The organism is Butyrivibrio sp. MC2021 (genome assembly GCF_000621605.1).
Classification (GTDB): Bacteria; Bacillota; Clostridia; order Lachnospirales; family Lachnospiraceae; genus Butyrivibrio.
Genome location: NZ_JHXX01000002.1, coordinates 297,887 through 317,306 on the forward strand (window position 1 = coordinate 297,887; position 19,420 = coordinate 317,306).

Below are 19,420 nucleotides of genomic sequence, written 5' to 3' on the forward strand. Positions count from 1 at the left end.
TTCGAGGAGAGTACACATAGATGGCACATTCATTTACTTTTTACAACACATTGTCAAGAAAGGTTGAGGATTTCATCCCGAGAGTAGAGGGTGAAGTTTCAATGTATACCTGCGGTCCTACCGTTTACCATTTTGCCCATATAGGTAACATCAGAACCTACATCATGCAGGACGCCCTTATCAAGTCCCTGGAGTATGCGGGCTACAAGGTTAAGCGTGTTATGAACATCACCGATGTAGGACACCTTTCATCCGATGCGGATACCGGAGAGGACAAGATGCTGGCCGGTGCCAAGAGAGAACACAAGACCGTTATGGAGATCGCCAAGTTCTACACAGACGCTTTCTTCACAGATTTCGATGCTGTGGGAAATAAGCGTCCTGACATCGTGGAGCCTGCCACCAACTGTATCCCCGAATTCATTCACATGGTAGAGGTTCTTCTTGAGAAGGGCTTTGCCTATGTTGCCGGCGGCAATGTATATTTTGACACAAGTAAGCTTGATGATTACTATGTTTTCTCTTCTGCAGTTGAAAAAGAGCAGCTGGAGATCGGCGTTCGTGACGACGTAGAAGAGGATACCAACAAGAAGAACAAGACAGACTTCGTTCTCTGGTTCACCAAGTCCAAGTTTGAAGATCAGGCCCTTAAGTGGGACAGCCCCTGGGGTGTTGGATATCCCGGCTGGCACATCGAGTGCTCCTGCATTTCCATGAAGCATCTGGGCGAGTTCATCGATATCCACTGCGGCGGCGTTGACAATATTTTCCCTCATCACACCAATGAGATTGCTCAGTCTGAGAGTTATCTGGGACATGAGTGGTGCAAATACTGGTTCCATTCCAACCACCTGAACGATCAGTCCGGCAAGATGAGTAAGTCCAAGGGAGCCATTCTCACTGTGTCTGTTCTCAAGGAAAAGGGCTATGATCCGCTGGTTTACAGATTCTTCTGCCTCCAGTCACACTATCGCAAGCCTCTTGTATTCTCATTTGAAGCCCTGGATCAGGCAGCAGGCGCTTTTAACAAGCTTATTAACAGAATCGCAGAGCTTAAGGAAGACGGCGCTGTGGATGAGGCAGTTAAGAAGCAGTTTGAAGAGAAGTTTGCGGACGCTGTATGCGCAGACCTTAACACAGCCATGGCCATCACTGTTTTGTATGATGTCCTGAAGGCTGATACCAATGATGCCACCAAGCTGGCTATCATCGAGAGCTTTGATAAGGTTCTTTCACTTGATCTTATCGGACATGCCAAGGCTTCCAAGGAAGGTGCATCCGTTGATCCTGAGCTTGAAAAGTTCATTCTTGATGCCATCGAGAGAAGAGCAGCAGCCAAGAAGGAGAAGGATTTCGCCACAGCTGATGCCATCAGACAGGAGCTTCTTGATAAGGGTGTCGAGATCAAGGATACTCGTGAGGGAGTTAAATGGCAGTTGATTTAAATTCGTATTTTAATGAACAATTTGATATAGTTCCCCAGGATATAAGGACCTATTCGCCTTTGACACTGGCTTATATCGGGGACGCCATATTTGATGTGATAGTAAGATCGATCCTGGTCAATAAGGGCAATACCGCTGTCAACAACCTCCACAAGAGGGCCAGCGGCGTGGTTAAGGCTCAGTCCCAGGCAGCCATTGTGAAGGCGCTGATGGACGACTTTTTGACCCAGGACGAGATTGATATCTTTAAGAGGGGCAGAAATTCCAAGCCCCACACCAAGGCCAAGAACGCCAGCACCGGTGAGTATCTGATTGCCACAGGGTTTGAAGCCGTTATGGGATATCTTTATCTTACAGGAAACATGGACAGGGCCTGCGAGATAGTTAAGGAAGGCCTTATGCGCACCGGCGCAGACATTTTATAAGAGGAATATTTATGAGTAATAATGAAGAGAACTTTGAGAGCAGAATAATTGAGGGCCGTAACGCCGTTTTAGAGGCTTTCCGTTCAGGAAAGAGTGTGGACAGGCTTTTTGTGCTGGATGGCTGCAAGGACGGGCCTGTACAGTCAATCCTTCGTGAGGCCAAGAAGCACAAGGACACAGTTATCAGCTTTGTTAAAAAAGAGAGACTGGATCAGCTCTCAGAAACCGGCAAGCACCAGGGAGTTCTGGCCTATGCCGCATCCTATGAGTATGCGGAGGTTGAGGACATCCTTGCCAAGGCAAAGGAAAAGGGCGAGGATCCCTTTGTTATCGTTCTTGATAACATCGAAGACCCCCACAACCTGGGAGCCATCATCAGAACAGCTAACCTTGCGGGAGCCCACGGTGTCATCATTCCCAAGCACAGAGCTGTGGGACTTACAGCCACCGTTGCCAAGGCTTCAGCCGGTGCCATCAATTACACACCGGTAGCCAAGGTTACCAATATTGCTCAGACCATAGAAGAGCTCAAGGACCAGGGACTTTGGTTCGTTTGCGCCGACATGGGCGGAACCAAGATGTATGACCTTAACCTCAAGGGCCCCATCGGCCTTGTTATCGGCAACGAGGGCAGCGGAGTAGGAAGACTTGTTAAGGAAAAATGCGACATGATAGCTTCCATTCCCATGAAGGGAGACATCGATTCCCTGAATGCTTCCGTAGCTGCGGGAGTTCTTGCTTTTGAGATCGTAAGACAGAGAATGAACTGATCTTTTTTGTTACAGGTAAACCGGGAGAATACTCATGGATACCAGAAGATATAAGGATGAGTCCGACGAGCAGCTGATTGTCAGGATACATGACGGAGATGAGCCGGATATCGTTGACTATATCATGAATAAATACAAGAATCTTGTCAGGAAAAAAGCGGGTTCCATGTACATTTTGGGAGCCGACAGGGATGACCTTATTCAGGAGGGCATGATCGGGCTCTTCAAGGCCATCAGAGATTATGACATCGGAAGGGATGCCAATTTCCTGACTTTTGCGGATTTGTGTGTTTCAAGGCAGATGTATTCCGCCATTCAGGCCTCCGCCAGAAAAAAGCACGGGCCACTGAACAGTTATATTTCCTTTTATGCAAGGCGTGAGGATTCTGAGACGGACGCTGAGTATTCCCTGGAGGATATTCTGGAGTCTAACTCAAGCTTCATCCCGGAAGAACATGTGATGGAGCAGGAGAACCTCAAAGCCCTGGAGGAAGCCATCGACAAAGAGCTGAGCCCCTTGGAGCGCCAGGTTCTGGACCTCTACGTCACCGGCATGAGCGTTAAGCGGATCTCCGCAGTTCTTGGAAGGGACGAGAAGTCCACGGATAATGCAATGCAGAGAATCAGGCATAAACTTAAGAAATATCTGTGATATATGGACAAAAATATAGCGTCGGCAGAAGTGTCGACGCTTTTTTATATGGTTATACTGAACCCTCCTGAGCCGTAGGCTGGAGGAATTGTGACATGGGGAGTTGGTGCAGGCGATGAGGAGCCTCCTGCTGCGCCGATTGCGGGAGCAGAGGTTGTGGAACCGGAGAGGCCCGATGATGCGCCTTTATTCATGTCGGCTTCATGCTTGTCAAAGATGGCCTTCATGTAGTCGGCATCCGCTTTAACTATATCCTTCATTTCTTTATTTCGATGCTTGATTTTCAGCATCTTAAGATCGTCCTCAGTCATGTTGGGATCCGGAGCGGTCAGAGTTTCAGCCAGTTCAGTGAGATCCAGCTCCTCCATCATGTCTTCCATGGCCCGTTCCATTTCAGCCATCATTTCTTCGGACATATCAGAAACAGCCTCAGAATTCTCAGATGCAAGCTCCTGCATTTCTTCAAGACCTTCCATCATCTCTTCCTGGGCTTCTTCCAGTTCATATTGATATTCTTCCTGCAGATCCCTTAAGTATTGCGCGTTGGCAGCCATTTCTGCGCCATAGTTCCTATAAGCTTCACCAGAAATATCTGCGTTGCCATTATCGCTATCAGGATCAGTCGTATAATCCTCAGAATCTTCAGTCCTATCATCCGATTCTTCCTCCCTTTCCTCTATTTCTTCGGACATACCGCTGCCTGTCCGCTCAATCATCTCTTCCTGTTGCAGGTGGTGTACCTTTTTCCTGGCAACCCGCTCCATTGACCTTGCGTGCTCGATGGATATCTCAAGTTCTTCCTGATCGTAATCTTCATTCCCTTTAAGCCTCTTTAGGCGCATAACCTCTCTTTTTGCTGCGGAAGCGGCGCTTCTTGCGCTGGTAGAGGTCTTGCTTCTGATGATCTGGGAAGAAATTTTATTATAGCTGTACTGGAGTTTCTTTTTCTGGAGAGCAGCTTCCTTGGCCTTTGTTCTGGAGGCCTGGAGGGACTGGGCATAGCTGATTCCCTGATCAACCACGGAAGTTTGCTTCTGGGCTTCTCTGTGCTGGGACTCCAGCTTTCTCATAGAGGCTTCGTACTGGCCCTCGGTCTTGGCGTTATTCAGCTCCGCAATGGTCCTCTGAGTATAAAAATTCCCAGACTTATAGCTCTGATTTCTCTTGCTATATAAACCTGGGTTTGTCATCATCATTATACTCATGTCGCATCCTCCGTGATGCTGCTCTTTTCGGGAAAAGAGTATAGGAATCCATTTCACATTTTATATCGGATAAATACGTTTAATTCTTTAGCTCTTAAGTGATAAAATGAAATATATTCTAGAAAATGGGGGAATTCCTATGTGGTACGATATCCAAAATGAACTGACTACCGATTTTTCCGGCTATGTTCCCGAGTTTTTCATTATTGTTCCTGTTTTTGCAGCAGTTCTACTGATCTTCAGTTTCCTGCTGCTTTATTTTGGAATCTGCAGAAATACTCTTCAGAACAATACTTCAGACCGGATAAATATCCTTATGGAAAGAGAGAAGCTGGAAAAGAAGCGCAGTTTCAAAAAAGTTACCGCTTTTATCTGCGTGGTTGCGCTTTTTGGAGTGACAGCGGCACTGGGAATCTTTGCCGGCAGCATATCTGAGACCACCTGGGGCGGTGTGCTGATCCTTTTGGCCGATATAGTCATATTTTTCATAGTTCTCATGGTGCTTCTTGTAAAAAGAGTACCTTTATCAAAGCCATTTTTCGTATTTTTATCGATACTTCTGGTTGGTGCAGCCATCATGCAGTTTGGAGTTATGGACATCTACTCTGCAGTTAGGCTTAAACACCTGCTTTACTTTTGCTTTGTTCTGGCCATGTACATAACCCTTGATTATGCTTTGTTTCTGATCCTTGTGGACGACTGCAACGATCCCTTCAGATATGCCAGGGGCTATTTTGACGAGGATCTGTCAGAGAAGACCAGGGAGGAAGAAGAGCGTTATAAGGTCAGAATCGTTCAGCTGAACAATGGAAAAGCGATAAAAGTCCGCAGATTCAATATTTATGAGCAGAATTTACCCAAAAAGTGCGTGAAAACAGTTGAATCTCCCAGGAGATATTTTGTATACTATGTTGAAAACAGCGATGTAATCTGCGCTGATGCTCCTGACAGCAAGGAAGCTAAGCAAATATCCTATAAGCCTATATGTAACGTTATGGATCAGGAGCTTTATACTATGGGGAAGCTTTGATATTCAAATGCAAAGCAGATAAGGAGGAGCCTATGATCATTACCGAAGAACTGGACAAATTACTTGATTTGGCAAAAGAGGATGAGGCCCTTAAGCAGAGCCTTCTTGACACAAGAAACAGTGAGAATCCCTTATCTGCATTCTGCGACATAGCCTGCAGCAAGGGCATTCAGATATCCGTCATGGATATCGTCAATCAGGGCGAGGAATTCTACGCCGAGATCAAGCGCAGCACCAACGGAGGCGGTGAGAACTCCCCCGACCTTGATTTTCAGAATGATGAGTACTCAATCTTTATGATGAGATTGGGAGGATTATAAGACAAAATGCAAGCGTCAGCTATCAATGCTGGCGCTTTGTTTTGCGCTTATACTATGGATGCCTGTAGTTACTTGCGGGGCTCTGCCCCTGCACCCCGGCCTCCTCCAAGGAACTGATGGGTGATATCGGATATGAGTTGGATTTTTGAGTAAGATTGTTTGCTTGGGAAAAAATGAGAAATAGGATAAGATGAGCAGTTCAAAGCAATCTTATCCTACAAATTATCGCTTATAAGAAAAAAGATTATCAGTATTGAAAATATTTGCAAAATAAATAGGATAAGATGGTTCAAAAACGCTGGTCTTATCCTATTTTTTCCAAAAAAATGTAGGATAAAACTATAGAAAATGCGAAAACTTATCCTATTAGGGCGGGAAAAGAAAAAGGGAGCACCACATTTAACATAATTTACATCTTTCATACCAAGTACATTTTTGAGGGAAAGATAGTTGGAGCAATTAAATTTTCGTCATAATTTCAATACATAAGGGGAGAGGTGGTGGGCTCTTTGATGCATTATGGTGAAATGAAAATTGCGAGACATTCGGGCACCGAGGATGATTAAGGAGCGCTTCAGACAACCGGTCAGGTGAGTGCTCTGAGCAACGCGAAACGAGCCTGGCCGGCTGGATGAAGTGCCCTTAATCACCTCGGGGAACGATGCGAGCACATTTTTATTTTGCCATGATGTAGCGAAGGGCCTGCTAACTCTCCCCGTAGGATAGCGAATAAATATAAATATTTTATGCAACAACATATATTTTCAAAAAAGTACTTGCGTATGAAATGAAATTATGTTAAAGTTATATAGCTGTTGTGAATACGGCAGCGGTGTAACTATAGGTAATAAGAAGAATTATTTGTATATAGAGAGGTGATAAGAGATGAGACAGGATATCCAGCCAGAATTCCATCAGGCCACTGTTACTTGCAACTGCGGTAACACATTCACAGTTGGTTCAACTAAGAGCGAGATCCACGTAGAAATTTGCTCAAAGTGCCATCCATTCTATACTGGCCAGCAGAAGGCTACAACTGCTCGTGGACGTATTGATAAGTTCAACAAGAAATACGGCATGAACAATCAGTAATTTGAGATGCAGAGAATAATTAGAGGTTGAGGCTATGGCCTCGACCTCTTTTTCTTTCTATTTCTTTCGCTTGGGAGGCGTATATGAGAAAACGCAAGGTTAAGCATTACTCCGGAATAGGCGGACAGGCCGTTCTTGAGGGAGTTATGATGAAAAATAAGGATATGTATGCCGTTGCAGTCAGAAAGCCTGACGGGGACATCGCCATTGAGGTGGATGAGTATCACGGCATAGCTTACGGCAGCAAGCTTTTGAGCATACCTTTTATCAGAGGTATCTTTGTATTCATAGATTCACTGATCCTGGGACTTAAGTCACTTAATTATTCATCTTCCTTCTATGAGGAGGATGACAGGAAGGCCACCAAGCTGGACGAGGGTCTGGAGCAGGTATCCGGGGGCCACGAGAATACATTACTCATGGCGCTCACAACTCTGGTTTCCTTTGCTTTTGCCATCGCACTTTTTATGGTGCTTCCATATGCGCTGTCTGAGTACCTTACCAAATATGTGAGAAATGATTCCATGATAGCCATTATCGAGGGTGTTCTGAGAATAGTGATTTTCATTCTGTATATTCTCCTTATTTCCTGTATGAAGGATATCAGAAGACTTTTCAGATATCATGGAGCTGAGCATAAGTGCATCAACTGTATCGAGAAGGGAAGACCTCTCACCGTAAAAAATGTTATGAAGAGCTCCAGGCTTCACAAGAGATGCGGAAGCAGCTTTATACTCTTTGTAATGCTGATCAGTATCATCCTGTTTTTCTTTATCAGGGTGGACTCCTATGTTATGAGAGTTGTGGTCAGGATCCTGCTTATTCCTGTTATCTCCGGTATTTCCTACGAGATCATCAGACTGGCGGGAAGAACCGATTTCTTCCTGGTGAGACTTATTTCAGCACCGGGACTTCTCCTTCAGAGACTTACCACCAAGGAGCCTGATGAGGAGATGGTCAAGGTTGCCATCAAGTCTGTGGAAGCAGTATTTGACTGGAAGGAGTTCCTGAAGGATTCCTTCGGCTACGAGATAGACGACAGCTGGCTTGAGGATGACGAAAAGCCTGAGGAAGAGAAAAAATAATTATGGATTACAGGACAGTATATCAAACTGGAATCGAACAATTAGAGAGAGCCGGGATAGCGGAAGCCAAGCTAGATGCCCGGCTCCTTTTGGAATATGCCTGCGGAACCGACCACAGCACTCTTTTTGCCCATCCCGACAGGGAGGTTACGGACAAGGAGCAGGAGACTTATAATGAGCTTCTTGGCCGCAGGGAAAAGAGAGAGCCGGTGGCCTATATCCTTGGCACCTGGGATTTCATGGGACTTACCTTCAAGGTCTGCAGTGATGTTCTTATCCCGGAGCAGGACAGCGAGCTTTTGGTGGAAGAAGCCATGCGCTTTTGTGAGGACGGCATGAGAGTTCTGGACCTCTGCACCGGCTCAGGCTGTATCGGACTCAGTGTTCTTAACTATACCAATTACACAAGCCTTGTGGCTACGGATATTTCTCCTGCAGCCTTAGCAGTTGCCGGGGAGAATGCCCAGCAGCTGGGCTTTGCCGACAGAGCGGAGTTTATTGAGACAGATCTTTTCCCTGAGATTCCGGAAAAGGATAAGAGATTTGACCTTATTGTGTCCAATCCGCCCTATATCGCCAGCAGCGTCATAGAGGAGCTGGCCCCTGAGGTTAAGGATTATGAGCCAAGACTTGCCCTTGACGGAGATGAGGACGGACTTACCTTCTACAGGAGAATTGTGGACAATGCCGGAAATTATCTCTATTCCAGTGGATACCTTATCATGGAGATAGGCTATGACCAGGCAGATGCGGTTAAGGCTCTTATGGAGGCAAACGGCAAGTATCACGATATAGAAGTCATCAAGGACTACGGCGGCAACGACAGAGTTATCCGGGCTTGTTATTTCTAAAATGAGCCTGTATTGAGGATTGAGATGTTTGACAGATTAGAAGATATTTTAAGAAAATATGAAGACATAACCATGGAGCTCAATGATCCTTCCGTTATTTCTGATCAGAACAGGTTCAGAGCCCTTATGAAGGAGCAAAAGAGCCTTGAGGCCCTTGTTAACTGCTATCTTGAGTACAAAAAGAGTAAGCAGGCGGTGGAGGATGCCCTGGCTATGCTGGACGAGGAGTCTGATCCCGAGATGAAGGAGATGCTGAGAGATGAGCTTTCTGAAGCAAAGGATAGGATCCCGCAGCTCGAGGAAGAGCTTAAAATCCTTCTTCTTCCCAAGGACCCAAATGACGAGAAGAACGTAATCGTTGAGATCAGAGCCGGTGTAGGCGGAGATGAGGCAGCCCTTTTTGCTGCTGACATGTACAGAGTCTATACCAGATACGCCGAGAGACAGAACTGGCGCGTTGAGACCATGAGCGTAGAGGATATCGGTATCGGCGGCATCAAGACCGTCAGCTTTATGATCAAGGGCCAGGGAGCTTATTCAAGACTTAAATTCGAGAGCGGTGTTCACAGAGTTCAGAGAATCCCAGCCACAGAGTCCGGCGGCAGGATCCATACCTCAGCCATTACCGTGGCTATCATGCCTGAGGTTGAGGACGTGGAAGTTGAGATCGATATGAACGACTGCAAGTTTGATGTGTTCAGAGCTTCAGGAAACGGCGGACAGTGCGTAAACACCACGGATTCAGCCGTAAGACTTACTCATTTCCCCACAGGAATCGTTATTTCCTGTCAGGATGAGAAGAGCCAGCAGCAGAATAAGGCCAAGGCTCTGAAGGTCCTCAGGGCCAAGCTCTACGAGCTGGAGCAGGAGAGACAGCACAATAACGAGGCAGAGCTTAGAAGAAGTCAGGTGGGTTCCGGTGACAGATCCGAGAAGATCAGAACCTACAACTTCCATCAGGGAAGGGTTACCGATCACAGAATTAACCTTACACTGTACAAGATAGACCAGATTATGGACGGAGATATAGACGAGCTCATCGATGCTCTGATAGCTGCTGATCAGGCCAGCAAGCTGGCTGAGCAGGCTGTAAACTGACGGTTTGCAAAGTCTTAAATAAAAATAAAACAGCCCATAGCTCCATTGAACCACTTTATCAAATGGTGTAGAATCATTATATGGCACAACTTTTTATTTTATTTCGTTAATATGCAGATAGGAGGCATATGGACGCGGGATTTAAAGAAGAGCTAATCGAATGGGGCGTTGATTGGAACGAGATCTTGGACAGATTCATGGGAAATGAGGATCTGATCGCAAGGTTTATGTTTAAGTTCCTGAATGACCAGAGTATGAATGACCTGACCAAGTATCTTGCGGAGGGCAATGTTTCTGAGGCCTTCAAGGCGGTACACACCCTGAAGGGCGTAGGCGCCAATCTTGGACTTAAGGGATTCTTAACTCCGGTATGTGAACTCACCGAGATCCTCAGGGCAGGCTCCATGAACGGCTACAAAGAAAAATACGACCTGATAAAACCGAAGTACGATTCACTGATCGCAATACTTCAGAAATATCAGGCAACATAAATATCACAGAATTTCGTTTTCGATGGAATTTTGATCAAGAAAGCTTGGGATGTAACTGTCCCAGGCTTTTTCTATGCTCTTGTCCAGAGTAAAGATGCTGATGGCACAGCCGGTGGTGAGGATAATATCACCATTGATGAAACGAATGTTAAGTGCAAGCTTAATTTGTTCTTCATTTATGCCTGCATCCGCTTCTTTTATAAGCTTACTCTTAGCTTCATCATTTAAGTAAAAAACAAATTTGAAGGACAGGGGAGTGCGCTTTCCTTTGATGAGGTCATAGCAGATCTGTTTGAGATCCTTCCAGGAAGAGTAGTCGGCGCAGGCCTTTTCTTCGGCGTTATCCGCCTGGGTGTCCCTGTAGAATTCCTTACGGATCTGACCGTCGATATGGAAGGTGTTAAAGGTTGTTATCTCTGCTTCCTCCACCAGGAACTCATCAAAGAGTTCTCCCGCCAGGAGCTTGGCCATAAAATTCTTTTTGTTTGTAATCTTTACAGAAGTCATTTTTCGGATTCCTTGTCTTAAAATCTCTAAGAAGTATAGCACATATCGTCGGACATTTCCCTGAAAAAGATTGTTATAAAAATAACGTTTATTACTATTCGGTAAAAAATACACAAAAATCTCTGAATTTTCCGACAATTTTTGACTGATTAGTTAATATAATTTTAGCTAAAATTAGTTTATACTATTTGTGGGTTTAGTTTATATAGGGGGATATTATGGCTAAAACAGTTCGATTAAAGGATATTGCCGACAGAATCGGCGTCAGTACCGTTACGGTGTCCAAGGCGCTTTCAGGGCAGAAAGGCATGAGTGAGGAGCTTAGGGAGAAGATACATGCTCTTGCCAATGACATGGGGTATATACCATCTGTTTCCAGAAAGGCCGATTTTTCCAATAAAAGTTATACAATCGGAGTGCTCATCTCTGAGAATTTCATGAGTGAGTACAGCTCCTTTTATACCAGAATGCATCAGCAGGTTTCTCAGATCGCCATGGACAGAGGATGCTTTACCATGCTGGAAGTGGTCTCCGTGGATAATGAGAAGAATCTCATCACTCCCAGACTTATTGAGGACCGCAAGGTTGACGGAATCGTGGTGGTGGGAAGACTGGATGAGGCTTTCCTTGAGATGATCAGGGTTCGCACGGGTATTCCTATGGTATTTCTTGATTTTTGCAATCATACAGGGGACGAGGACGCAGTGGTTTCCGACAGTTACAACGGAGCATACTGCCTTACCAATTATCTGTTCAGTATGGGACATACCAGAATTGCCTTTGTGGGAACAGTCCTTGCATCAGGCGCCATAACAGACAGATATCTGGGCTATACCAAGTCCATCATGGAGCACGGTCATCCCGTCAGAAAGGACTGGATCATTCCTGACAGAGAGGTTGATTCCGGAATCATGGACTACAACCGTTTCTTCAAGCTTCCGGAGGATATGCCCACAGCCTTTGTCTGCAACTGCGATCTGGCAGCCAGCATGCTCATAAGGCGGCTCAATGAGAAGGGGTACAAGGTTCCCGAGGATATCTCAGTGGTGGGCTTTGACAATTATCTTTATCCGGGCCTTTGTGATATCAGGATCACAACCTTCGGAGTAGACAGCTACGAGATGGGAAGAAATGCGGTGCTCAACCTTATCAGAAAGATAAGCGGAGAGAGGTACAGACAGGGCATTATGATCCTCGAAGGCCATATGGTCGAAGGGGAGAGTGTAAAGAAAATTAGTTGATATAAACAAAGGGGCAAAGTAATAAAGTGATTTATGCAAGCATTATCACTTTATTACTTTGCCCCTTTGTTTCTAGCAGGTAACTACGATTCCGCCGTCTCCCGCGTAGGTGGTTGCAACACCGGCTGCATCCACTATTATTGCATCGAGAAAAGGAACTCTCTTAAGGATCATATCCTTGACTACGGCTGCACGCTCGTAGCAGTTGACGTGGGTGATCATAAGCCTTTTTGTCTCAGGGTTATTGATCTCCTGGGCTACAATGTCCACCATCTTGAGAAGGGCCTTTCTGATACCGATGCCCTGGCTCTTCTGAACGATTTCACCGGCAACGCCCAAGCATACGGGTTTGATATTAAGAGTGGTGGCCACAAGGGCCTTCATGCCGGTAAGTCTGCCGTTTTTGCGGAGGGTTTCGAGAGAATCAAGAACAAAATAGGTCTTCATCTCATCTCTGTAGGCCTCAAGCTGTTCTACAACCTCCTCAAAGGCCATTCCGGATTCTGCCAGTTCCATAGCCTTAAGCGCTATCTGAGCCTCACCGCAGCAGGCGGAGAGGGAATCAACTATGTGAATGTTCTTGGGACCGTATTCTTCGTGATAGAGGTTCTTGCCAAGCAGGGCGCTGTTGTAGCTGCCGCTGAGCTTGGATGAGAGGGTCACAACATAGACGTCCTCGGCCTCAGTGTTATAGGCTTCCATGTAAAGTTCCGGAGAAGGACATGCGGTTCTGGCGCACTCATCTGAGGCTGCTACCTTGGCAAGGTAGTCCAGCTGATCGAAGGTGTCATCATCCACGATCACATCGTTACCTATCTGCAGGATCAGGGGTACTACCTGGAAATGAGGATCCTTTCTGTACTTAACCGGAAGATCACAGCAGCTGTCTACAACAATCTTATAACTCATAAAACCTCCATTTACTGACGGGACAATATCTCACGGGCCTCTTTGATGGAATTTCTGTAAACCAAAGAAATCTTAAAGGCCATATCGTTGTCCATTGTAACACTAAACATCGAATTCTTAACGATGTGATTGACATTTATCAGGCATTTTTCTGTGATAGGGCAGATCTGCGGGAAGATCTCGCACTGATCATAGAAATTGTAAATATCGCTGATGATGCGCACCTGGCTCTGATCCTTCATATAGAGGACCAGCTCGGGACCCTGCTTGACAACGCAGACTATATCGTCGCCCCTGGCGTAGCAGGTGCCGTCCTTACCTCTTAGCTCCAGAGTCTTAATGGGATCACCCTGAGCCTTTTTTATCTCATCCACCATGGCTGTGATCTCAGCAACCCTGATGGGCTTGTTCATGAAATAGATATTGTCTGTTCTGAAATCTGATTCTTCGTAAGCTTTCTTGTAATCGATGGAAGAGGACAGCATGATGATGGGACTTGTAACCCCGGCCTTAACAAGTAGCTGCGCCACCTCAAGACCCTTGGGATCCTCCAAAACCATATCCACAAACAGGCCGTCATACATCTGCGGATAGGATAAAAAAGCAGGAACATTGCCGTAGGAATCGATATAAATACGTTCCCCGGTCTCCTTGAAGATTCTGTCAGACTGTCTTCCCAGGAGCCTCTCAGTCTGTTTTCTGTCAGCTATATTGTCATCGCAAACCGCAATATGCATATCGTACCCCATTCCCTCAAATAAAACTGAATTCTATGGGGAGCCATATCAAAAGCCCCACCAGAACAGCCTGTAACAAGATTATTATAGGCATACCGAATTTAAAATACCAGTGTTTTGTTTTATGTCTGAAGAAGTGCATTCCTATGGTGGAACCTATGCTGCCACCGAGAATCGCTATAGCAAAAAGAGTCGCCTCAGGGATTCGGAAGGCGCTGGTGCGCGCCCTCCGCTTATCAATTCCCATTAAGGCGAACCCTAGAATGTTAATAATTAAGAAATACCCGATTGTAATGATAAGTGAATTCATGTATTACTTGTTGTTTTCCACTTCCTGCATCTTCATGGCACGAACCTTGCATGAAAGTCCAAAGAGGTTGATGAAGCCCTCAGCATCATGGTGGTCGTAAAGGTCACCGGTCTTGAAGGATGCGATGCTCTCGTTGTAGAGAGAGTAAGGAGACTTGGTGCCTGCCTTGATGATGTTGCCCTTGTAAAGCTTGAAGGTAACCTCACCTGTAACATACTTCTGTGTAGACTCGATAAATGCCTGCTCTGCCTCGCGCAGTGGTGTGAACCATTTCCCTTCGTATACTATATCGGCAAACTTGTTGCCCATATCTTTTTTCATTGTATAGGTATCACGGTCCAAAATCAACTCCTCAAGCTGCTGATGAGCCTCGTAGAGGATGGTTCCGCCGGGGGTCTCGTATACGCCGCGGCTCTTCATTCCTACAACACGGTTCTCAACGATATCAACGATACCGATGCCGTTCTCGCCGCCCAGCTTGTTCAGGGTGCGGATGATATCAGAAACCTTCATCTCCTTGCCGTTAACTGACTTGGGAACGCCGCCCTCAAAGGTCATGGTAACGGTGGTAGGTGTATCAGGTGCATCCTCAGGTGTTTTGCCCAGGACTAAGAGATGTTTGTAATTAGGCTCCTGTGAAGGATCCTCGAGCTCAAGACCCTCATGGGAGATGTGCCAGAGGTTACGGTCACGGCTGTAGCTGGAATCTGCTGAGAATGGAAGATTGATGCCGTGGGCCTTGCAGTATTCGATCTCGGATTCACGGGAATCCATGGTCCACTTGTCATTTCTCCAGGCAGCGATGATCTTGATGTCGGGAGCGAGAGCCTTGATGCCCAGCTCGAAACGGATCTGATCGTTACCCTTACCTGTAGCACCGTGGCAGATAGCAACAGCGCCTTCTTTTCTTGCAATCTCAACCAGCTTCTTGGCGATAAGAGGACGAGCCATGGAAGTTCCAAGGAGATACTTGTTCTCATATACGGCGTGAGCCATTACACAGGGAACGATGTACTCATCGCAGAACTCATCTACTACATCGAGGATATAGAGCTTGCTTGCGCCGCAGCTTTTTGCTCTCTCGTCAAGTCCGTCCAGCTCTTCCTCCTGGCCGCAGTCGATGCAGACGCAGACTACTTCATAATCAAAATTCTCCTTGAGCCATGGGATGATAGCAGTTGTATCAAGTCCGCCGGAGTATGCAAGTATAACCTTTTCTTTTGCCATAACAGTTTTCCTCATCTTTCTTTATATTATTTTTTCGTTTATCATTATTATGTTGGGCCATAGATTTCTGACCTCTGCAATTCAATATAAACCATGAATGTATAAAATGCAAGTACAAAATGCATAAATATTTAAAAAATAATCAAAATATGCATAATTATTTAAATAAGCTATTGCATATTTTTTTTAATGGTCGTATACTGAATCATGTTTAGTGGAAAAATCACTTATGAATAAAAGAATGCATAATCAAATGCATAAACCACTGCATAAATCCTGAAAATATGCATAAACATTGTATAAACGAAAGGTGAGGCTATGATCAAGGTTGGAATTATCGGAGCTACCGGATATGCCGGGGCTGAGATCGCAAGACTTATTTACGGACATCCGGAGGCACAGGTTGTCTGGTACGGATCCAAGAGTTATATAGATGAGAAGTTTGCTTCTTTATATGGAAATCTTTTTAAACTGGTTGATGCCAAGTGTCTGGATGACAATATGGATGAGCTGGCAAAAGAGGTGGATGTCATCTTCACAGCAACTCCCCAGGGCCTCTGCGCATCCCTTGTTAATGAAGAAGTACTTAATAAGGTAAAGATTATCGATCTTTCCGCAGATTTCAGACTTAAGGATGTTTCCGTATATGAGAAATGGTACAAGATAGAGCACAAGGCTCCTTCTTATATAGAGGAAGCGGTGTACGGCCTCTGCGAGATCAACAGGGACAAGATCAAGGGAGCAAGGCTCATCGCCAATCCCGGATGTTACACCACCTGCTCCATACTTACAGCATATCCACTTTTAAAAGAAGGACTGATCGATCCCGACACTCTTATCGTTGACGCTCTGAGCGGTGTCTCCGGTGCGGGAAGAGGAGCCAAGGTTGCCAATCTCTACTGCGAGGTCAACGAGAGCTGCAAGCCCTACGGCGTTGCCAATCACAGACACACCCCCGAGATCGAGGAGCAGCTTGGCTATGCGGCAGGTAAGCAGATGCTTATCAACTTCACACCTCACCTTGTTCCCATGAACAGAGGAATCCTGGCCACAGAGTATGCCACTCTTGTGAAAAAGGACGGCAAGCTCCCCACAGCTGCTGACATCAGAGCAGCCTATGAGAAGTATTATAAGGATGAGAAGTTCATAAGACTTCTTGAGGATGGCGTTTATCCCGAGACCAGATGGGTTGAGGGCAGTAACTATGTAGATATCGGATTTAAGATCGACGAGCGTACCGGCAGAGTCATTATGATGGGTGCCATCGACAATCTTGTTAAGGGAGCTGCAGGACAGGCGGTTCAGAATATGAATATTCTGTTTGGCTTTGATGAAGCCATGGGCCTTGAGATAGTGCCCTGCTTCCCATAATTTTTCAGGAAAAGGATAACAGGTGACAGATATGGTTCGTGCCATGACAATAGATGATTATGATGAAGTATATGCGCTTTGGATGTCAATTCACGGCTTTGGTATCAGGACCATGGACGACTCCAGGGAGGGAATCGAGAGATTCATAAAAAGAAATCCCACCACCAGCGCGGTGGATATAGAGGACGGAAAGGTAGTGGGAGCGATCCTCTGCGGAAATGACGGCAGAAGAGCCTGTCTTTACCACGTATGCGTAAGCGAGGCATACAGAATGCACGGTATCGGCAAGAAAATGGTTCAGTTCTGCTGCGAAAGGCTTAAGGAAGAGGGCATCAACAAGGTCTGCCTCAACGCCTTTGTCACCAATGAGGTTGGGAACCGCTTCTGGCAGAAGATGGGCTGGACCCTTCGCTCAGATATGAATTACTACGATTTTACTTTGAATGATGAGAATCTTACAGTATTTAATAAATAAGGAGATAAGCGATGAAGGTTATAGAAGGCGGCGTTACAGCAGCAACCGGTTTTGAAGCGGCCAGCTGCGAGGCTAATATCAAGTACAAAGACAGAACAGATATGGCATTTGTTTATTCCAAAAAGCCCTGTGTATGCGGCGGAACCTTTACCACCAATGTGGTTAAGGCAGCCTGCGTTCAGTGGGATCAGAGAATCGTAGCGGCAGATGCGGGATGCCAGGCCGTAGTCATCAACTCCGGAATTGCCAATGCCTGCACGGGAAAAGAGGGCTTTGATGCCTGCGAGGCCACTGCAAAGGCCGTGGAGAAATGCCTGGGAGTTCCCTATGAGACAGTTGCTGTGGCATCCACCGGTGTCATCGGAATGCAGCTTCCTGTGGACAAGCTCACAGCAGGAGTTGAGAAGATGTCAAAGACCCTGGATGGCAGCATTGAGGCAGGAACAGCAGCTTCCAAGGCCATCATGACCACAGACACTGTTAATAAAGAAGTGGCTGTTTCTTTCGAGGTTTCCGGAAAGACCGTAACTCTCGGTGGTATGAGCAAGGGCTCCGGAATGATCCACCCCAATATGTGCACAATGCTGGCCTTTCTTACCACTGACCTTGCCATAGAAAAGAGTCTTTTACAGAAGGCCGTAAGCGAAGTGGTGGCAGAGACCTTCAATATGATAACCGTTGACGGAGATACCTCCACCAATGACACACTGCTTTGCCTTGCCAACGGCGAAGCGGGCAATGAGAAGATCACCTCAGAGAATGCAGACTATGAGACCTTCAAGGAAGCTCTTTTATATGTATGCACCTTCCTGGCCAAGAAAATGGCTGCAGACGGAGAGGGCGCCAGCAAGCTCTTTGAGGCTAAGGTAGTTAATGCCAAGTCTCTGGAGGATGCAAGAACACTTTCAAGGGCCATCGTTGGTTCCAATCTTTCCAAGGCTGCAATCTTTGGATGTGATGCCAACTTCGGACGTTTCCTCTGTGCCATGGGCTATTCCGGCGCCGATTTCGACCAGAACGACGTAGAGCTCTTTTTCGAGAGTGAGAATGGCAAGCTGAAGGTATTTGACAAGGGAACCCCCATTGTATTTGATGAGGATGAGGCCCTCAAGATCATGAAGGCCGACGCTGTTACCGTATTCGTTGACATGCACGAGGGAACAGAGAGCGCCACGGCCTGGGGATGTGATCTCACCTATGATTATGTAAAGATAAATGCTGACTATCGCAGCTGATTTATGAATAAACAGATTTGAACCGGAGGAGAAAAATGGACAAGGACATGCAGGAAGTTTTAAAAAAGGCTGAGGTTCTGGTGGAGGCTCTGCCCTATATTCAGAAATTCAACAGAAAAGTCATCGTTGTAAAATACGGCGGCAGTGCCATGAGCAACGAGGAGCTTCAAAAGAGCGTTATCACCGATGTTACACTTCTTAAGCTTGTTGGTTTCAAGCCTATCATCGTTCACGGCGGCGGCAAGGCCATCAGCTCCTGGGTTTCCAAGGTGGGCAAGGAGGCTGAGTTTGTAAACGGCCTTCGTGTCACAGATTCAGAGACCATGGAAATCGCAGAGATGGTTCTGGGCCGTGTGAATAAGCAGCTTGTCACCATGGTTCAGGAGCTGGGAGTTAAGGCCATCGGTATCAGCGGCAAGGATTCCGGACTTTTGCATGTAACCAAGAAATACTCCGACGGCAAGGATATAGGCTTCGTGGGAGAGATCGACAAGGTAGATCCCAAGGTTTTATTTGACCTTATGGACAATGACTATCTTCCCATCGTTGCCCCCATCGGATTCGATGACAATTTTGACACCTACAATATCAATGCGGATGATGCAGCCTGCGCCATCGCCAAGGCTGTAGGAGCTGACAAACTGGCCTTTCTTACTGATATTGAGGGCGTTTACAAGGACATTAACGACAAGTCCACTTTTATTTCCAGAATGACCTGCTCCGAGGCAGATGCCCTTATCGCCGGCGGCAATATCGGCGGAGGCATGCTTCCGAAGCTCAATAACTGCACCAGCGCCATCAGAGAGGGCGTTAACAAGGTCCATATCCTGGACGGAAGAATTCCTCATTGTCTTCTTCTGGAGATCTTTACCAACAAGGGTATCGGAACCATGTTCATGGGAGACACAGACGATATGGCTGAGGCAGACAGAAAAGAGGCATAA

General features: G+C 46.2%; 22 protein-coding genes. 16 read left to right on the top strand and 6 right to left on the bottom strand.

Annotation, left to right across the window (positions count from 1 at the left end):
- Positions 1-20 precede the first annotated feature (20 nt).
- From cysS to T359_RS0107245, 4 genes are read left to right on the top strand one after another with little or no spacing between them, the layout of a single operon-like run.
- Positions 21-1,445: a cysteine--tRNA ligase gene (gene cysS / locus T359_RS0107230; protein ID WP_026516891.1), complete on the top strand. Its 1,425-nt coding sequence runs from the start codon at positions 21-23 to the stop codon at positions 1,443-1,445.
- The gene (locus T359_RS0107235) at positions 1,430-1,870 is read left to right on the top strand and encodes a Mini-ribonuclease 3 (protein WP_026517037.1); all 441 of its coding nucleotides are present in this window, start codon (positions 1,430-1,432) and stop codon (positions 1,868-1,870) included. Before cysS ends, T359_RS0107235 begins: the two co-directional genes overlap by 16 nt.
- An 11-nt stretch (positions 1,871-1,881) precedes the next feature.
- The gene (gene rlmB / locus T359_RS0107240) at positions 1,882-2,640 is read left to right on the top strand and encodes a 23S rRNA (guanosine(2251)-2'-O)-methyltransferase RlmB (RefSeq protein WP_026516892.1); all 759 of its coding nucleotides are present in this window, start codon (positions 1,882-1,884) and stop codon (positions 2,638-2,640) included.
- Positions 2,641-2,674: 34 nt separating this feature from the next.
- Entirely contained in the window at positions 2,675-3,292 is a 618-nt protein-coding gene (locus T359_RS0107245) for a sigma-70 family RNA polymerase sigma factor (RefSeq protein WP_026516893.1), read from the top strand.
- Positions 3,293-3,336: 44 nt separating this feature from the next.
- Here T359_RS0107245 and T359_RS0107250 read toward each other — a convergent pair whose 3' ends face one another.
- The gene (locus T359_RS0107250) at positions 3,337-4,497 is read right to left on the bottom strand and encodes a hypothetical protein (RefSeq protein ID WP_026516894.1); all 1,161 of its coding nucleotides are present in this window, start codon (positions 4,495-4,497) and stop codon (positions 3,337-3,339) included.
- 139 nt (positions 4,498-4,636) lie between these two features.
- On the opposite strand from T359_RS0107250, the gene T359_RS0107255 reads away from it, so the two are divergent.
- From T359_RS0107255 to T359_RS19665, 7 genes are all read left to right on the top strand, one after another.
- On the top strand, positions 4,637-5,527 hold the full coding sequence (locus tag T359_RS0107255; RefSeq protein ID WP_026516895.1) for a hypothetical protein: 891 nt from the start codon (positions 4,637-4,639) through the stop codon (positions 5,525-5,527).
- Positions 5,528-5,559: 32 nt separating this feature from the next.
- Complete coding sequence (locus T359_RS0107260; RefSeq protein ID WP_026516896.1) at positions 5,560-5,847, top strand: hypothetical protein; 288 nt, start codon at positions 5,560-5,562, stop codon at positions 5,845-5,847.
- Between the two features lie 885 nt (positions 5,848-6,732).
- Positions 6,733-6,939 carry a 50S ribosomal protein L31 gene (rpmE, locus tag T359_RS0107265; RefSeq protein WP_022774079.1) on the top strand — a complete coding sequence of 69 codons (207 nt, stop codon included), beginning with the start codon at positions 6,733-6,735 and terminating at the stop codon, positions 6,937-6,939.
- Between the two features lie 83 nt (positions 6,940-7,022).
- Complete coding sequence (locus T359_RS0107270; protein ID WP_026516897.1) at positions 7,023-8,024, top strand: DUF1385 domain-containing protein; 1,002 nt, start codon at positions 7,023-7,025, stop codon at positions 8,022-8,024.
- A 2-nt stretch (positions 8,025-8,026) separates the two neighbouring features.
- Positions 8,027-8,875, top strand: a complete 849-nt coding sequence (prmC, locus tag T359_RS0107275) for a peptide chain release factor N(5)-glutamine methyltransferase (RefSeq protein ID WP_026516898.1) — start codon at positions 8,027-8,029, stop codon at positions 8,873-8,875.
- A gap of 24 nt (positions 8,876-8,899) precedes the next feature.
- Entirely contained in the window at positions 8,900-9,973 is a 1,074-nt protein-coding gene (gene prfA / locus T359_RS0107280) for a peptide chain release factor 1 (RefSeq protein WP_026516899.1), read from the top strand.
- Positions 9,974-10,101: 128 nt separating this feature from the next.
- Positions 10,102-10,464 (top strand): Hpt domain-containing protein, encoded by a 363-nt coding sequence (locus T359_RS19665; protein ID WP_051545070.1) that lies wholly within the window; start codon positions 10,102-10,104, stop codon positions 10,462-10,464.
- 3 nt (positions 10,465-10,467) lie between these two features.
- Here the strand turns inward: T359_RS19665 and T359_RS0107290 are convergent, their stop codons facing one another.
- The gene (locus tag T359_RS0107290) at positions 10,468-10,971 is read right to left on the bottom strand and encodes a DUF5721 family protein (RefSeq protein WP_026516900.1); all 504 of its coding nucleotides are present in this window, start codon (positions 10,969-10,971) and stop codon (positions 10,468-10,470) included.
- A gap of 218 nt (positions 10,972-11,189) precedes the next feature.
- Here T359_RS0107290 and T359_RS0107295 point away from each other — a divergent pair, with 218 nt between their 5' ends.
- Positions 11,190-12,212, top strand: a complete 1,023-nt coding sequence (locus T359_RS0107295) for a substrate-binding domain-containing protein (RefSeq protein ID WP_026516901.1) — start codon at positions 11,190-11,192, stop codon at positions 12,210-12,212.
- Between the two features lie 72 nt (positions 12,213-12,284).
- Here T359_RS0107295 and T359_RS0107300 read toward each other — a convergent pair whose 3' ends face one another.
- Genes T359_RS0107300 through T359_RS0107315 form a run of 4 tightly spaced genes read right to left on the bottom strand, consistent with a single transcriptional unit; the run spans position 12,285 to position 15,395 of the window.
- Positions 12,285-13,121, bottom strand: coding sequence for a DegV family protein (locus tag T359_RS0107300; RefSeq protein ID WP_026516902.1), 837 nt, complete (start codon positions 13,119-13,121; stop codon positions 12,285-12,287).
- Positions 13,122-13,132: 11 nt separating this feature from the next.
- Positions 13,133-13,858, bottom strand: a complete 726-nt coding sequence (locus T359_RS0107305; RefSeq protein ID WP_026516903.1) for a response regulator — start codon at positions 13,856-13,858, stop codon at positions 13,133-13,135.
- A 16-nt stretch (positions 13,859-13,874) separates the two neighbouring features.
- Positions 13,875-14,168, bottom strand: a complete 294-nt coding sequence (locus T359_RS0107310; protein WP_026516904.1) for a DUF1294 domain-containing protein — start codon at positions 14,166-14,168, stop codon at positions 13,875-13,877.
- Positions 14,169-14,171: 3 nt separating this feature from the next.
- Positions 14,172-15,395: an argininosuccinate synthase gene (locus tag T359_RS0107315; protein ID WP_026516905.1), complete on the bottom strand. Its 1,224-nt coding sequence runs from the start codon at positions 15,393-15,395 to the stop codon at positions 14,172-14,174.
- A gap of 318 nt (positions 15,396-15,713) precedes the next feature.
- On the opposite strand from T359_RS0107315, the gene argC reads away from it, so the two are divergent.
- From argC to argB, 4 genes are read left to right on the top strand one after another with little or no spacing between them, the layout of a single operon-like run.
- A complete protein-coding gene (argC, locus tag T359_RS0107320; RefSeq protein WP_026516906.1) occupies positions 15,714-16,766 on the top strand; it encodes an N-acetyl-gamma-glutamyl-phosphate reductase in 1,053 nt (350 codons plus the stop codon).
- Between the two features lie 31 nt (positions 16,767-16,797).
- A complete protein-coding gene (locus T359_RS0107325; RefSeq protein ID WP_026516907.1) occupies positions 16,798-17,241 on the top strand; it encodes a GNAT family N-acetyltransferase in 444 nt (147 codons plus the stop codon).
- An 11-nt stretch (positions 17,242-17,252) separates the two neighbouring features.
- The gene (argJ, locus tag T359_RS0107330) at positions 17,253-18,476 is read left to right on the top strand and encodes a bifunctional glutamate N-acetyltransferase/amino-acid acetyltransferase ArgJ (protein ID WP_026516908.1); all 1,224 of its coding nucleotides are present in this window, start codon (positions 17,253-17,255) and stop codon (positions 18,474-18,476) included.
- A 35-nt stretch (positions 18,477-18,511) separates the two neighbouring features.
- A complete protein-coding gene (gene argB, locus T359_RS0107335; protein WP_026516909.1) occupies positions 18,512-19,420 on the top strand; it encodes an acetylglutamate kinase in 909 nt (302 codons plus the stop codon).